Annotated in this window: 15 protein-coding genes; 3 read left to right on the top strand and 12 right to left on the bottom strand. The window is 72.6% G+C overall.

Going from position 1 to position 15262, the window contains the following annotated elements; translation table 11 throughout:
- The first annotated feature begins 108 nt into the window (after positions 1-108).
- Positions 109-858: a methyltransferase domain-containing protein gene (locus ABTX62_RS32050; RefSeq protein ID WP_352119446.1), complete on the top strand. Its 750-nt coding sequence runs from the start codon at positions 109-111 to the stop codon at positions 856-858.
- A 49-nt stretch (positions 859-907) separates the two neighbouring features.
- On the top strand, positions 908-3052 hold the full coding sequence (pabB, locus tag ABTX62_RS32055; RefSeq protein WP_352119447.1) for an aminodeoxychorismate synthase component I: 2145 nt from the start codon (positions 908-910) through the stop codon (positions 3050-3052).
- A gap of 289 nt (positions 3053-3341) precedes the next feature.
- Here the strand turns inward: pabB and ABTX62_RS32060 are convergent, their stop codons facing one another.
- From ABTX62_RS32060 to ABTX62_RS32075, 4 genes are all read right to left on the bottom strand, one after another.
- Positions 3342-4433 carry a transaldolase family protein gene (locus tag ABTX62_RS32060; protein WP_352119448.1) on the bottom strand — a complete coding sequence of 364 codons (1092 nt, stop codon included), beginning with the start codon at positions 4431-4433 and terminating at the stop codon, positions 3342-3344.
- Between the two features lie 283 nt (positions 4434-4716).
- Positions 4717-5712, bottom strand: coding sequence for a TauD/TfdA family dioxygenase (locus ABTX62_RS32065; RefSeq protein ID WP_352119449.1), 996 nt, complete (start codon positions 5710-5712; stop codon positions 4717-4719).
- A gap of 107 nt (positions 5713-5819) precedes the next feature.
- On the bottom strand, positions 5820-6839 hold the full coding sequence (locus ABTX62_RS32070) for a BtrH N-terminal domain-containing protein (RefSeq protein ID WP_352119450.1): 1020 nt from the start codon (positions 6837-6839) through the stop codon (positions 5820-5822).
- The gene (locus tag ABTX62_RS32075) at positions 6836-7462 is read right to left on the bottom strand and encodes a beta-sandwich domain-containing protein (protein WP_502998051.1); all 627 of its coding nucleotides are present in this window, start codon (positions 7460-7462) and stop codon (positions 6836-6838) included. The genes ABTX62_RS32070 and ABTX62_RS32075 overlap by 4 nt, the downstream gene beginning before the upstream one ends.
- Positions 7463-7498: 36 nt before the next feature.
- Here ABTX62_RS32075 and ABTX62_RS32080 point away from each other — a divergent pair, with 36 nt between their 5' ends.
- The gene (locus ABTX62_RS32080; protein WP_352119452.1) at positions 7499-8401 is read left to right on the top strand and encodes a GNAT family N-acetyltransferase; all 903 of its coding nucleotides are present in this window, start codon (positions 7499-7501) and stop codon (positions 8399-8401) included.
- Positions 8402-8413: 12 nt separating this feature from the next.
- Here ABTX62_RS32080 and ABTX62_RS32085 read toward each other — a convergent pair whose 3' ends face one another.
- From ABTX62_RS32085 to ABTX62_RS32120, 8 genes are all read right to left on the bottom strand, one after another.
- Complete coding sequence (locus ABTX62_RS32085) at positions 8414-9442, bottom strand: transketolase family protein (protein WP_352119453.1); 1029 nt, start codon at positions 9440-9442, stop codon at positions 8414-8416.
- On the bottom strand, positions 9439-10296 hold the full coding sequence (locus ABTX62_RS32090) for a transketolase (protein WP_352119454.1): 858 nt from the start codon (positions 10294-10296) through the stop codon (positions 9439-9441). The genes ABTX62_RS32085 and ABTX62_RS32090 overlap by 4 nt, the downstream gene beginning before the upstream one ends.
- Positions 10297-10299: 3 nt before the next feature.
- Positions 10300-11592, bottom strand: coding sequence for a DegT/DnrJ/EryC1/StrS family aminotransferase (locus tag ABTX62_RS32095; RefSeq protein ID WP_352119455.1), 1293 nt, complete (start codon positions 11590-11592; stop codon positions 10300-10302).
- A gap of 5 nt (positions 11593-11597) precedes the next feature.
- A complete protein-coding gene (locus tag ABTX62_RS32100) occupies positions 11598-11960 on the bottom strand; it encodes a hypothetical protein (RefSeq protein WP_352119456.1) in 363 nt (120 codons plus the stop codon).
- Positions 11961-12010: 50 nt separating this feature from the next.
- Complete coding sequence (lysX, locus tag ABTX62_RS32105) at positions 12011-12907, bottom strand: lysine biosynthesis protein LysX (RefSeq protein WP_352119457.1); 897 nt, start codon at positions 12905-12907, stop codon at positions 12011-12013.
- Positions 12904-14019, bottom strand: coding sequence for a M20/M25/M40 family metallo-hydrolase (locus ABTX62_RS32110; RefSeq protein ID WP_352119458.1), 1116 nt, complete (start codon positions 14017-14019; stop codon positions 12904-12906). The genes lysX and ABTX62_RS32110 overlap by 4 nt, the downstream gene beginning before the upstream one ends.
- Positions 14016-14789 (bottom strand): 2OG-Fe dioxygenase family protein, encoded by a 774-nt coding sequence (locus ABTX62_RS32115; protein WP_352119459.1) that lies wholly within the window; start codon positions 14787-14789, stop codon positions 14016-14018. The genes ABTX62_RS32110 and ABTX62_RS32115 overlap by 4 nt, the downstream gene beginning before the upstream one ends.
- A gap of 75 nt (positions 14790-14864) precedes the next feature.
- A partial coding sequence (locus tag ABTX62_RS32120; RefSeq protein WP_352119460.1) for a phosphopantetheine-binding protein occupies positions 14865-15262 on the bottom strand: 398 nt, incomplete at its 5' end.

Here is a 15262-nt window from a genome sequence, read left to right on the forward strand (position 1 = left end):
CGGGTGTGTTGACAGCTCACCTTCCGCCCCCGGTGTCCGCCGACCCAGACTCTGAGGCATCGGGGCTCGCCGGAGCCCAAGGCGGAAACGCATCAGGGGGACACAGTCATGAGGCAGAACCAACTTCTGGACGAGTCGGCGCAGCAGGACTCCCAGGTCCGCGACTACGAGCGCTCACTGGCCCGCAGCGCGATGTCCCGCACCCGGGCGGACCGCCCCGACCAGTTCGACATGCGCGGCCGCACCTGGGACCTGCTCGACGAGGTGTTCGCCCCCATCTACTCGCCCAGCACGGGAATCGCGCTCGACTTCCTCGGCTGGACCGGGACGGTGTCGGCGCCCCGGACCGGCTCCATGCTGGAGATCGGCTGCGGCACCGGAATGATCGCGGTGACCGGAGCGCTGGCCGGCTGCGAACGGGTGGTCGCCTCCGACATCAACCCGCGGGCCGTCGCCAACGCCGCGCTCAACGCCGCCCGGCACCAGGTGGGTGACCGGGTCGAGGCCGTGCACAGCGACCTCTTCGACGGGCTCGACCCCGCCGAGCGCTTCGACCTGATCTTCTGGAGCTCCAACTACGTGCTGGCGCCCGAGGGCCACAGATACGGCTCGGTGCACGACGCCGCCTACGTCGACCCCGGGTACGCGGCGCACCGGCGGTTCCTCGCCGAGGCCGAGGACCGGCTGGCCCCGGGCGGCTCCGCGCTGCTGCACTTCAGCTCGCGCGGCGACCTGCGCGCGCTGCACGCGCTCGCCGCCGGCACCGGACGTGAACTGCGCACCCTGCGCTCCGCCGTCGTGCAGGAGGGCGAGTACCCGGTCGAGCACCTGCTGCTCGAGATCGTCCCGGCCGGCTGAGCGAAGACCCCGCACCCCCACCCCCCCACACCTTCGAAGCGAGGTCCCCGTGCGCACTCTTCTGGTCGACAACTACGACTCCTTCACCTACAACCTCTTCCACCAGATCGCCGAGGTCACCGGCCGGGATCCGGTGGTGCTGCGCAACGACGAGACGGCGTGGCGGCCGGAGTTGCTGGACGGCTTCGACGCGGTCGTGCTCTCGCCGGGTCCGGGCAGCCCCGAGCGCGCGGCGGACTTCGGTATCTGCCGGGACATCCTGGAGCAGGCGGACCTGCCGCTGCTCGGGATCTGCCTCGGCCACCAGGGCCTCGCCCAGGCACACGGTGGGCGGGTGGTGCGGGCGGCCGAACCCCGGCACGGCCGTACCTCGCCGGTGCTGCACGACGGGACGGGCCTGTTCTCCGGGCTGCCCTCGCCGTTCGAGGTGGTGCGTTACCACTCGCTGGCGGTCACCGACCTGCCGGCGGAACTGGAAGTGACCGCGTGGAGCGACGACGGGGTGGTCATGGGTCTAAGACACCTCGAACTCCCGCGCTGGGGAGTGCAGTTCCATCCCGAGTCGATCTGCACGACGCACGGACACGAGCTGATCCGGAACTTCCAGCGGCTGGTCGGCGAGCACCATGGCAAGCGGTTCACCGCCACCCGCCGATACGCCACTCGCGAAGGACTGCCCGCGGTGCGGGAGCAGGTCCCGGCGCCGGTGCCCGCCGAGCGCCGCAAGCTGCGGGTGATCGCCGACTTCCTCACCACCCGCTGGGACGACGAAGTGGTGTTCGACGAGCTGTTCCGGGACGGGCCGCACGCGTTCTGGCTGGACAGCAGCCGTACCGACAGCGCCGGCCGGTTCTCCTTCCTCGGGGACGCCGGCGGACCGCTCGCCCGGGTGGCGAGCGCCGACGTCGCCAGTGGCACGGTCACCGTGTCCGATGCCGACGGCGTCACCGAGCAGCTCGTCGCCGAGCACTTCCTCGACTGGATCGACCGGGACCTGCGTTCCCAGGACGTCCACGTCCCCGACCTGCCCTTCGACTTCGCGCTCGGCTGGGTCGGCTACCTCGGATACGAACTCAAGGCGCAGTGCGGCGGAGACCTGGGCCATCGGGCCGAACAGCCCGACGCCGTCATGGTGTTCGCCGACCGGGCGGTCGTCCTCGACCACCACACCGGCACCACCTATCTGCTCGCGCTCGCCGAGTCGGGCGACGAGGAGAGGGCCCGCGGCCGGCTGCGGGACACCGCCGACCGGCTCCGCGCCCTGGCCGACCGCCGGCTAGCCGACCCCTTGCCGCAACCGCCCCTGACCGGGCTGCGGCTGCGCCACGACCGGGACCGCTACCTCGCGCTCATCGAGGAGTGCCGTCAGGAGATCGCGGCGGGTGAGACGTACGAGGTGTGCCTGACCAACATGGCCGAGGCCGACGGGTCGCCCGACCCCTGGGAGACCTACCGGACGCTGCGCCGCTCGCACCCGGCGCCGTTCGGCGCGCTGCTGCGGTTCGGTGACCTCTCGGTGCTCAGCACCTCCCCCGAGCGGTTCGTGCGCGTCGGCTCCGACCACGTCGCCGAATCCCGGCCCATCAAGGGGACCCGGCCGCGTGGGGCGACCCGCGCCGAGGACGCGGAGATCCGCCGGGAGCTGGCCGGGCACGAGAAGGACCGCTCCGAGAACCTGATGATCGTCGACCTGGTCCGCAACGACCTGGGTCGGTGCGCGCGCACCGGCACCGTCGAGGCGGACGACATCTTCCGCGTCGAGACGTACGCGACCGTCCACCAGCTGGTCAGCACCGTACGGGCCGAACTGTGCGCGGAGCTGTCGGCCGTCGACTGTGTGCGCGCCGCCTTCCCCGGCGGCTCCATGACCGGGGCACCCAAACTGCGCACCATGCAGCTCATCGACCGCCTCGAAGCGGGACCGCGCGGCGTCTACGCGGGCGCCATCGGCTACTTCTCGCTCTCCGGCGCGACCGACCTGAGCATCGTCATCCGTACGATCGTGATGACCCCGGGACGGGTCGGCTACGGGATCGGCGGGGCCATCGTCGCGCTCTCCGACCCGGCGGAGGAGTTCGAGGAGACCGCGGTCAAGGCGGCCCCGCTGCTGGACCTCACCGACACGGGCTTCCCGGGCCGCGACACGGCCGCCGCGCAGGAGCGCAAGCGGGGCCTGGCCCCAGCGGCCGGCTGACCCGCACCTGCCGCGACCAGCCCGCCGACCGTGCCCCCGCCGCCCCGCGCGGGTCCGCGGACCCTCACCGGTCCACGGACCCGTACGGGGCGCGACGCGTGCGAGGCACCTGCCGCTCGCGCGGGGCACGTGGCCGCGCAGGCGGCGTTTCTTGCGGCTGCCGCCCGGCTGCCCGCCCGCGTGACGCGTTCGTGCGCGTCGCGTTGTGTGTGCCGGTAACCGTGACAGTAACCGTGACCGTGGTCGTGTCGTGCGTCCGGGGCGCCTTGCCGGTCGGGGGCACTCCGCTTCACCGGCCCACCCGCTCCAGTGCCCGGCCCACCGCGCTGACCAGCTCGTGCCAGGCCTCGTGCTGGCGGCGGGGTGCGGCCCGGCTCAGCTCGCGGACCCGGCCGGGCCAGTCCACACCCAGGTCGGCCAGGAGTTTCAGGTCCTCTCGGGCGCTGGGGACCCGGCCCGACAGGGTGTCACCCTCCATGGGGACGACCGTGCCGGACAGCAGGCGCAACCCCTCCGCGGTGAGCGACTGGACGGTTCCCTCGGCCACCAGCCCGCCCGCGAGACGTTCCGTCGACTCCCCGTCCACCGACCACACCAGACGGTGCGGCCGGGCTCCGGCCCGGACCAGTTCCCGCCAGCGCGGGGCGTCCAGCCTGCGTTCGTACGCGGTGAAGACCAGCCGGGCCACCGCGATGCCGACGCGTCGGCGCAGGGCCTCCGCGGTGCGGCCCGTGTGCGCGGCCAGCGCCCCCCGTACCGCCGACTCGATCTCGCTCACCGGAACATGTACGGCGGCCGGGATCCCTCCGGGCGCCAGCCCCGCGTCGCGAGCCCGCTCCAGGCCGAGCATCCAGGCGTCCAGGACGTCCTCGTACTGCTCTTCGCCGTAGACGGGGCCCACGGCGATACCGATCCCCTCGGCGAGACAGTCGCCCATCGCGGTCAGCCCCACCGCGTCGGCGGGCAGTCGCACCAGCAGGTTCGGCCTGTCCACGGCCCAGTGCAGCGAGCGGGCCTCGGCGAGCGCGGCGTCCGCGTCCAGCGTGTGGCCGATGGGGGCGCAGACCTGCCCCTCGGCGCCCCGGCTCCGCCGCCACAGCGGAAGCAGGGCATCACACACGGCCCTGGCCTCACGGCCGGACAGCGCGCGGGCGGTCTCCGCCGCGCCCGCACCGTACGCGTTCAACTCGCCCAGCTGGGTGAGCAGTTCGCCGCGGTCGAGCTGCGCGCCCAGTCCGTCGGACAGGCACCCGACGCCGGTGATGCCGTAGGTGGCCAGGGAGTGCGCCAGTTCCCCGTCGACGGACTGCCGGCGGCCGGCGCCCTCGAGCCACAGGGACACGCCTTCCGCGGCGAGTTGTCTCAGGGGATCGGCCGTCATCCTCGTACTCTCGGCCTCGGCCCATCGTCCGGGTGAGGGCATGGTCACAGGTCCCCCATTCCGCTGGGCGTTCGGATTCCTGCTATTGAGTCGAAAGATAGGGAGAGCGGGACGCCCCGGGCCAATCCGGTAAGCGATCCTTGTCAATTGCACGGGATATTTGGCGGGGATCTGACAAAGTCCATGACGGTTCTTTTACATCCCGCCCGGAGCGGACGAGGATCGACGGGCCCTCCCCGTCGCCGCCACGTCGGCCCCCGCCCGCGGCGCCGGGGCCGGGCCTTCAGGCGTTCACCGTCACCAGCCGGTTCTCCGGGTCGACCCGTACCTGGTGGTAGCCGTGCTCCAGCAGCTCCCGGTGCGGCCGTACCCGCGGGGCGCGGACCAGGACCCGCTTGAGCCAGCGGTCCGAGCCGTCGTAGCGGGCCCGGAAGGCCACCCGGCCGTGCACCACGGCGTCGTTGTCGACGATCAGCAGGTCCCCCGGCCGCAGCGGCACGATGAACCCGCACTCCTCGAACGCCTCGCCCAGCTGGCGATACGCCTCGGCGAACGCCGGGTCGTCGGTCAGCGCCCGGCTGTAGGACGGGTCGTAGCGCACGCACAGGCCCTCGTCCCCGTCCCACACGGTGGCCATGCCGATCCGCTCCTCGTGAGCGGCGTCCTGGTCCTCGTAGCTGTCGTCGGGCTCGATGACCAGCGCCGGCCGGCGCAGCTGCTCGACGGCGGCCGCGGGGAGCGGGGCCCGGCGGATGCCCGCCAGCCGGGTCCCGATGTCGTCGGGGTTGCGGATGCAGGCGAGCATCAGCAGATCGGCCCGCGACGGGTGGAAGCCGTCCTCGGTGTGCCAGGCGAGCGGCACGGTGCTGCTCGCGCCGACCTGCATCTCCTCGTAGCCGGGGCTGGGCAGGATGTTGTGCACGACCCGGCCGTCCTGCTGATCGGTCCAGCCGAAGACCCTGCCGAGCAGCCGGGCGGTGAGCGCCAGGGCCACGTCGTGCGCCGCGGAGTCGTCCGGGTCGGTGGTGGACCAGTGCGAGGGAGTCGGCCCCGGCTCGGCGAAGCCGTCGAACAGGCCGCGGACCACCCGGAATCCGTCGGCCGGGTCCGGGGAGCCGAGCCAGTCGCGCAGCGCCCCGGCGAGCGGCTCGGGCAGCTGCCACTCGGGGCGGCCGAGCACCGAGTCGCCGTGGGCGCCGGCCGCGACCCGCTCGGACACCGCCTCGGTGAACGCCTCTCGCAGGTGCTGGGGGACGCTGTGGACCTGGATCTCGGGCATGGTGGCCTCTCGGGTGAGGGTCGTGGGGGTGGGTTGGTCCGGGCCGGCCGGGCCAGGGTGCGTCCGGGCGGCGGGCGCCGCCGGTGGGGCGGCCCCGAGCTGCCCGCTCACAGGGCGCGGGCCACGGCGCGCAGCCGGTCCAGGGCCAGCTCCTGGTCGGACAGCAGGTGCTTGGCCCGGTTGCGTACGGAGGCCTCGGCCACGGCGGGCTCGTCGCGGGCCATCGCCACACCGATGCGCAGGGCGCTCCAGTGGTGCGCCACCCGGTCCACGGTGCGGGCCGCCTCGAGGAGCGCCGGGGAGTCGAACGCGCGAGCCGTCGCGGCCAGGTAGTCGCCGTGCACACCGGTCATGGCGAGGACCGCGCCGGTGACGATGAACGTCTCGTCGATCACCGACTCGTCACCGGCCGCCAGCCGGTCGCCCAGTTCGTCCAGGAACCGCTGCTGGCCCGCGAGGCCCGCGAGCTCCGGGCCGGCGTGGGAGGCCGCGAAGCCCCGCTCGTTGGTTTCGAGGACACTTCGGACGAAGTCCCGGTCGTGCGTGGGCACCTCACCGCCGACGCCGACCTCCAGCCAGCGGTTGGCCACCGGGTTGTCGGTGAAGAACAGGTCGCGGTCGTGCAGCACCGGGTTCGCCGAGTCGCGCGCGTCGGTGAACTGGCCGATCGGAATGGCCCCTTGGAAGCGCGGCGGCACCGGGTCGGCGATCAGGACCAGCTCGCGCTCGTCGTCGAAGCCGTACACGGTGAGCAGGTGGTTGGTGTGCACATCCCGGTAGGCCGGCCGGAACGGCAGGTGGAAGTTGTCCGCCGCGGCCGCGACCGGAGCGCCGGCCAGCACCGCGGCCCGCACCTCCTGCCAGCCCGACGCGGCGTCCTTCGGCCAGTGCCAGCGGGACCACACCGGGTGGTGCGGGGCCATGCTCTCCAGCAGGCCCTCGCGGTGCAGCGGGAAGAAGTACTCCTCACGGCGGATGTCCCCGGGCCGGTGGAAGAAGCCCCAGTGGGCGCCCAGAACCTGGAGCGGGTCCAGGCCGTGGTGCCGGAGCAGTACCCCCATGGTGGTGTGCAGGCAGTGCCCCAGGTCGTGGCGCCAGTGGGTGATGTCGGGCAGCTCCACCCTCATGCCTCTACCGTCCTTCGGGTCTCCAGGGTCATGGCGAACAGGTGCATGGCCGGGTTGTCGGGCAGTTCCACGGCCGTCACAGCACCGGGCACGGTGACCGGCACCCGCTGGGACCAGACGGACGGCAGCATGTTGTGCTGGGAGTGCCGGGGATACATGAGGTAGCGCGTGCGGAAGGCCAGCAGTTCGCCGAAGCGCTGGTCGGTCTCCGGCCAGAAGTCCGAGATCCGCAGCCACTGGCGGCGCGTCGCACCGTCCGCGTAGTGCAGCGTCAACTCGTCCTCGGTACGGCGTTCGGCGGCGGCCAGCACATGGATCCACTGGACGTCGGCAGCCGGGAGCCTCAGCAGCTGGCCCCGGCAGCGCAGGTTGTCCAGGGTGCTGCCGGCCGCGACGGGGCCCTGGTCGGGCAGCCGGAAGGGAGTGCCCTCCACGACCGCCTCGCCGTCCTCACCGGGCAGGCCTTCCGCGGGAAACGTATTGCCCCACACATTGAAACCACCGGTGGTGGGCCAACGCCTCGGCGCGGAAACGCCTTTTCCATTGAATAGGCCGTCCAGGGAGACCGGGATGAACTCTTCTTCTCCCACCCTCGGTCGATCGGCATCCACTAGGTTCGCCATATGAACCTCCTTGACAGTGCGATAGACATTGCATTCATGGGATTCGGTGCCGGTCCGTCAGTCACCGCCGAACTGGCGGGTCAGGTCGCGGCGGTCACGCGGGCCTCATTCGCCGATTCGGACCCGCTGCCGGGACTGCCGCGGCCGGACGGTGCCGTGGAGTCCGCCGAGGTGGTGACCGCCGATCTCGCGGCGGGCGCCGGCCTGTGGCTCGCCAGGGACGCGGACGGGGAACTCCTGGGCAGCATCCGTGCGATGCCCAAGGGCCCCGGGACCTGGGAGGTGCGCCGGCTCGGCGTGGCCCCCAAGGCCCTCGGTACGGGTCTCGCCCGGCGCCTGGTGCGCGCGCTGGAGGCCGACGCGGTCGCGGACGGCGCGGACCTGGTCGTCCTCGACGCCGTCGTGGAGCGCGGCAATCCAGCGGTGTACGCGCGACTCGGCTACCGGACCGTCCGCTACCTCCCCAACCCCGACAAGCCGCTCAGCGAGGTCACGATGGAGCGCGCGCTCGCCGGCCCCCCCGAGCCCGTCCGTCATCCGCAGCCGACTGGGACGCTGCCCGAGGGGGCCGCGCTGCTGGACTGGTTCGTCACCCAGGACGGCAGGACCGCCGCCGTCCTGGGGACGCATCGGGGACAGGACGAGTTCGCGGGCGTCGCCGCGCACGGTGCGCGGGTCGGCGGGACCGGACCGGTCCGGCACATCGGCACTGACGCGTGGGCGGGTCCGGCCGATGTGCGCGCGCGGTGGCGCGAGGTGCTGGCCGTCCACGCCGACAGCGTCGACGCGGACCCGGGGAGCGGGGACCTGCTGACCTTCGGCCGTGGCCCGGCCGGCGTCGCGCCCTTCCTGATGCCCCGTACGGTCGCCGACCCCGTCCTCGCGCTGTGCCGCATCAGCGCGAGGGAGCCGGCGCCCCGCCCGCCGGAGCGGGTCTGAGAACTCCCCGCCCTACCGCTCGAACGTCCCCTGGGCGGCATGCCGGACGACCTCCTCGGCGGCCTCGGCTATCCGCTCGGCGCTCACGCCGGCCAGCGCGAGCAGTTCGCGCTCGCTGCCGACCTCGTCGTGGAAGCCGTCCGGTACGCCGATCCGGCGCACCCGGCACGGCGACCGCTCGGCGGTCAGCTCGGTGACCGCCGAACCGAGGCCGCCGACCAGCACATGGTCCTCGACCGTCACCAGGCCGGCGGTCTCCCGGACCGCGGTGAGCACGGCTTCCTCGTCGAGTGGTTTGACGGTGTGCATGTTGAGGACCCGGGCGGCGATGCCGCGGCCGGCCAGCAGGTCGGCCGCGGCCAGCGCCTCGCAGACCGGCAGCGGCCCGGTCGCCACGATCGTCACGTCGTGGCCGGCACGCAGCAGGTCCGCCCTGCCGATCCGGAACTCGTACGGACCGTCGTGCACCAACGGGGTGGCCTTGCGTCCGAGCCGCACGTAGACCGGGCCGGGGAAGGCGGTGGTGTCGGCGATCGCCCGGATGACGTACTCGGTCTCCGCCGCGTCGGCCGGCACCACCACGGTCAGGTTCGGCAGCGTGCGCAGGATCGCCACGTCCTCGAGCGCGTGATGGGTGGGACCGTAGTGCGCGGCGGAGAAACCGCCGTGCGTGCCCACGATGCGCACCGGCAGGTTGTTGCCCGCGATGTCGACCTTCACCTGCTCACAGGCGCGGGTGGCGGCGAACGAGGCGATGGTGTTGGCGAACGGCACCAGGCCGTCCGCGGCGAGCCCGGCCGAGACGCCCATCAGATTCGCCTCGGCGATGCCCACGTTGACGTACTGGCCCGGAAGCGCGGCTTCGAAGGTGTCCTCGAGACCGCCCATGTCCGTGTCCACGGCGAAGATCCGCGGATCGGACGCGGCGAGGTCGAGCAGGACCGCCCGGTAGACGTCGCGGGACGCCCGCGCGTACGTCTCCTGCCAGAGGTCCGCGACAGCTGTTTCCTCGATGCCCTCGATGCCCTCGATGACGGTCACGGCTGCCTCCTCGAACGGGCCCGCAGACCGCCGAGCGCGCGCCGGTGCAGAGTCGGGCCGAGTTTCACCGAATGGGACTTCTTCTTGTCCTCGAACAATGGGACGCCCTTGCCCTTGACCGTTTCGGCGATCACCATCCTGGGCCGGTCGCCGGCGGCGGGCGGCGCGGTGAACACCGCGCGCAGGGCGTCCAGATCATGGCCGTCGACCTCGACGGTCTCCCAGCCGAAGCTGCGCCACTTGTCCGCCAGCGGCTCCAGGCCCAGCCGTTCCTCGGTGTGCCCGGTGATCTGGAGCCGGTTGCGGTCCACGACCGCGGTCAGGTTGCCGAGCCTGAGATGAGCCGCGGACATCGCGGCCTCCCACACCGAGCCCTCCTGGATCTCGCCGTCGCCCATCAGCACGAAGACCCTGCTGGTGCGGCCCTGGCGCCGGGCGGCGATGGCGCTGCCCACCCCGAGCGAGAGGCCGTGGCCCAGCGAGCCCGAGGGGAACTCCACGCCGGGCAGCCTGCGCAGCGGGTGCCCGGCGAGCCGCCCGCCGGTCACGCCGTACGAGGCGAGTTCCCCGGCGGGCAGGAAGCCCCGGGAGGCGAGCACGGCGTACAGGGCGGCGCTCGCGTGCCCCTTGCTGAGGATGAAGCGGTCGCGGTCGGCCCACTCGGGCTCATCGGGGCGAAGTCGCAGTACCTCGTTGTAGAGGACTGCCATCACGTCGGTCGCCGACAGGCTGCCGCCGATGTGGGTGCCGTCCGCGCTGGTGCCCATCTCCAGGACGCGTTCCCGGACCAGGTGGGCGAGTTCGGAGGTGGGAAGCGCGCAGAACGTGTCGGCTGCTTCGGAAACGGTGGTCATCGCTCAGACCCCCGCCTTCTCGGTGGCGCGCCAGGCGGGACGGGGGTCGATGCCGGCGGCCGCGGTGCCGAGCATGTCCAGATGGGTCCAGACCTTCTCGAAGCCGTCCGCGATGCGCTGCAGGACCGGGCCCGAGGAGGGGTTGAGGTGCCAGCGCTGCAGTGTCAGCGAGTCCTCGATGACCTCACAGGTGACCGGGAAGTCCTCGGCCCGGTGACCGAGTTCGCGAAAGGCGGGCTGGCCGGGCAGCGGCAGCACCTGGTACGGCTGCACCGGTATCCCCTCGGCGCGCAGTGCGCGGTGCAGGATCGAGCGCATGGCACCCGGCGCCACCCCGCCGTGGCCCATCGCGGCCGGGTCGAAGCGCAGCCGCAGGATGTGCCAGGCGTGGGTGCGATCGGCCGGGGTGTGCGGCACCACGAGGCCGGGCAGGTGCCGGATCCGGTCCAGGAACGCCTCGACGTTGCGGGTGCGGGCCGCGTGGTACTCGTCGAGCCGGGCGAGCTGGGCCCGGGCGAACGCGGCCTGGACGGCGCTCAGTTTCTCGTTGCCGGCCAGGAGGCGGGAGCGGTAGTCGCGCTCCTTGGCGCCCTGGAGCTGCTCGCCGAACTGGCGGCGCAGCTCCACCTGGCGGTGCAGACCGGCCGAGTCGGTGGTGACCAGTCCGCCTTCACCGCACGTGGGCAGGTTCTTGACCACGTTGAGGCTGAAGGTGGCGATGTCACCGAGCGAGCCGGTGCGGGCGCCCCGGTAGGTCGCCGCGTGGGACTGGGCCGCGTCCTCGACGAGCAGCAGCCCGTACCGGTCGGCGAGCGCCCGGAACGCGGCCATGTCGGCGGGCAGGCCGTGCAGATGGACCACCACGATGGCCCTGGTGCGGGGCGTGATCGCGGCCTCGGCGGCGACGGGGTCCATGCAGAAAGTGACCGGGTCGATGTCCACGAAGACCGGTCGCAGCTGCCGCTGTACGGGGCCGATGGCGCTGGCGACGAAGGTGAGGGCCGGTACGAGGACCTCGGCGCCCGGCTCGATTCCGCCGGCGGCGAGGGCCAGGGCGATGGCGGCGGTGCCGTTGGAGACGGCGGCGCAGTGCGCTGTGCCGACATAGCCGGCCCACTCCCGCTCCAGGAGCTGCACCTCGCCGTCGCTGTTGTTGGAGGTGAACTGTCCGCTGTCGAAGATCCGTAGGGCCGAGGCGCGCTCGGCGTCGGTGACCACCGGCCAGCCGATCAGCGCCGGGTCCGCGTCCTGGGGGGTCACCGTGCGGGTGCCGCCGAACATGGCGAGCTTGGACATGACGATCAGACTCCGATCGAGAGGCCGTCGGCCGCGGGAGCGCGGCCGACGCAGTCGGCGGTGTGCACGGCCATCCCGGCACGGTTCGGCAGTCGCAGCGCGAGCAGTTCCTCGCGGCGGGGCACCGGGACGCGGGCGGTGCGGCGGCCGTCGTCGGTGGTGCCGGTGGCGCGCAGCCACTCGGGGTCGGCGCCCTCGCGGTAGTGCAGCCACACCTCCTCGTCCAGCTCGGCGTCGTCGTCGAGCGAGACCAGCAGGCGGATCCAGTCGTAGTGGCCGGCCGGCACGGGCAGCAGGCTGCCGTCGCAGGCCAGGGGAGCGGCCAGCGGGATCGTGGTGACACGGGTGGGGCTCGTCTGCGTACTCATCGGGATCATCTCCAGGGCGTTGTGGGCCGCAGGGCGGTCGGGAAGCGTCGTCACCGGGGGTCCAGGCGGCCGAGGACGTAGTCGGCGTAGCGGCCGACCATGCCGGTGCCGAGGACGTCGATCGCGCCGTGGAACTCGGGTGTGTGGTTGACCTCGTTGACGAACACCTCGCCGTCCGGGCCCTCCAGGAGGTCCACGGCGAGCACGCCCTCGCCGATCGCCTCGGCGGTTGCGACCAGGAGCTTCTCCAGGTCGGGGGTGACTGGGCAGACCTGGGGGCGCCCGCCGCGCGCCGTGTTGGTACGCCAGTGGTCCGAGTACTTGTAGATCGCGCCGACCACCTCGCGGCCGAAGACGTAGGCCCGGATGTCACGCCCCGGCTTGTCGACGTACTCCTGGACGTATGTGATCTGGTGCTGGGTGCCGGTCAGCGCGGCCTTGTACTCGAGGATCGCCTCCGCCGTCTCGTGGTCCTTCAGCCGGGCACCGAGCCGGCCCCAGGAGCCGGTCAGCGGCTTGGTGACCGCCGGGTAGCCGAACTCGTCCAGGGCGTCGAGTGCCGCGTCGGGCGTGAGGCCGACCAGAACACGCGGGGTGGGGATGCCCGACTCCAGGAGCCGCAGCGTCGTGAGCAGTTTGTCGCCGCAGGTCGTGATGATGTCGTGGCTGTTCACCACCGTCAGTCCCGCGTGTTCCAGGAGGCGGGTCGCGTATACGTTGCGGGTGTGCGAGATCTCCCGGCTCAGCGCACCCCGGTAGGGCAGCCGCAGCCCGTCCGGGCGGAACACCGCGGCCCGGGAGTCGAGGAGCTCGTACGCCACCTTCCTGCGGTCGAACTCCTCCAGCAGCCGGCGCTCCTCGACCCGGATCCGCGAGTGGACCACGGCGATCGGGGCGTCCGGGTCGCCGTGGACGGCGGACAGGGTGGGTGTGGTGGATTCGGTCATCGCAATGCCCCCGCTTTCTCGCCGGCACCCACCGCAACCCCGCCGAGCGAATCGGCGAGGAGTCCGAGGGCGTCGGTCAGTACGTCGACAGAGAGCCGGTAGTCGCGCAGGTCGATGTGCTCGTGATCGGTGTGGTCCAGGCGCGCGTCGCCCGGACCGTAGGCGGCGACGGGACAACCCCAGTGCGGCACCACCACGTTCATGTCGGACGAGCCGAGCTTCACCTTGGGAACGGGCCGCAGGCCGCGGCCCCTGATCGCGGCGGTCAGCGCCCGCACCACCGGGTCGGTACGGGGCGAGCGGACCGCCTCGGTGCGCTCGACGACCGTGATGCGGCCGCCCGCGGCCCGCTCGCCGAGCCATTCGAGGAGGCCGTCGGTGTCGAAACCGGGCGGCATCCGGCACGAGATGTCGAGCGAAGCCCGCTCGATGTCGCCGGACATTCCCACCAGGGCCGGCAGCGCCTGCTCGAAGAACGGGGCGTCCGGGTGGAATCGGGCCAGCCGGTCCCGCAGCCGGGTCCAGAAACCGGTGGCGACCTCGGTGGCCTTCTCCTCGGGGCTGCTGGTGTGCGCGGCCGGCCGCTCGACCTCGTAGCGCAGCCGCAGGATGCCCTTGTAGCCCAGCACCACCCCGTCGACGCCGCTCGGCTCGCCGATCACCAGCGCGTCCGGGGCGTGCCGGTCGATCAGATGCAGCGCACCGCGCGATTCCCGCTCCTCCTCCACGGCCCCGACCACGACGATCCGCGCCCGCACTCCGGCGGCGGCGGCACGCGCGGCGCCCCAGGCCATCGCGGCGAGCGGGCCCTTCGCGTCGACGGTGCCGCGGCCGTGCAGCAGCTCACCGCGACGAGCGACGGGAAGGACGCCGGGGACCGTGTCGATGTGCCCGAGGAGCATGATGACCGGGCCGTCCACGGCGCCGGTCTCGCCGACGGCGTTGCCCGCCTCGTCGACGTACGCCGTGAAGCCCATGGCGCCGAGCCGCTGGACGAAGAGGTGTGCGGCGCTGTCCTCGTGTCCCGAGACGGAAGGCGTCGACACCAGGTCGAGCAGGAGGGGTACGGGGTCGGGCACGGAGTTCACCGTGGAGGAGCTGGGACGGCTCACGGCCGGGACTCCCGGCTGTCGGCGCCGATCGCGTTGTAGTCGCAGAGCAGCATGTCCCGTACGCCCTGGCCCGCGCCGTCGCCCGTGCGCGCGGTGATCGGCGTGACCTCGTGCATGATCGCCGAGTCGATCACGACCATCCCGTCCAGCGGGTCGGTCAGCGTCAGCCGGGTGTCGGGCAGTCCGTCGCGGTAGACGATCGACTCGCCGCCGGAGCAGTTGCGGCGGCCCAGGAGGTGCATGCCGATGTAGTCGTGCCCGTCGCGGTGCCGGCCCTCGGGGGTCGGCAGGCCGGGGGTCTCGCCCGCCACCGTGCGCACCAGGTGCAGTCCGATCTCCCACCGCCGGCGACTGTCTCCGGCGCCGATCAGCCGCAGCCCTTCGGCGAGCAGGTTCAGCAGGACCGGGTGCGAGAGGTCGGCCCGGCCGACCGGCTCGAAGTGCCGGGCCCTGCCCATGTGGATCGGGATGTGCTGGGCGGACTGCTGGAACCTGGCGTGCGGCAGCGGCGTGAACCGCGTGCCGTCCGCACCGGTCTCGGCCCGGACCCGGCCGTAGCGGCGGTAACGGTACGTGCTGCCGTCGGCCAGGTTCTCGTCCAGCACCAGGTCGTCCCAGAGTGCCTGGAAGGAGGCCAGTTCGGCCGGTGGGAAACGCTCGGGCGAGCGCGCCGCGCGAAGGACGGTGAAGCCTTCGCGGAAGAGCTCGGATCCTGTGACGTCGGTCGCCGTGGTGCGGTCCTCGGCGACGAGCAGGGGTGCGGTGGCCATACGGGGTTCTCCATTCGGCAGCCCGAGAACGACGGGCGGTGTCGAGGGGGCGGTACGGGTACGGGGGAGTGGTCTTCAGACGGCGAGGGCGTCCGCGCTCGGCTCGGCGCTCGCCTCCCCGCTTGACGCCGGGCTCGGCTCCGAGTCGCCGCCGAGCCCGGCGGCGAGCTGCTCGATGGTGTGGTTGCCGAGCAGGACGGCCAAGGGGACCGGTGAGCCGGCGTCCGAGAGGAGCTGGAACATCTGCACCGCGCGCAGTGAGTCACCGCCCACGTCGTAGAAGTCGTCCTGGACGCCGATGTCCCGCACCCCGAGTACCTCGGACCACAGCTCGGCGATGACCAGCTCCTCGGCGGTGCGCGGAGCTACGGACACTCGCTCGGTCACGTCGTGTGTGGGGGTGGGGAGTTGGTGGTGGTCGGTCTTGCCGTTGGGGAGTTGGGGGAGGTGGGGGAGGTGGGTGAGGTAGGTGG

It is taken from the genome of Streptomyces sp. NPDC096046, from assembly GCF_040303285.1.
In the GTDB taxonomy this organism is placed as follows: Bacteria; Actinomycetota; Actinomycetes; order Streptomycetales; family Streptomycetaceae; genus Streptomyces.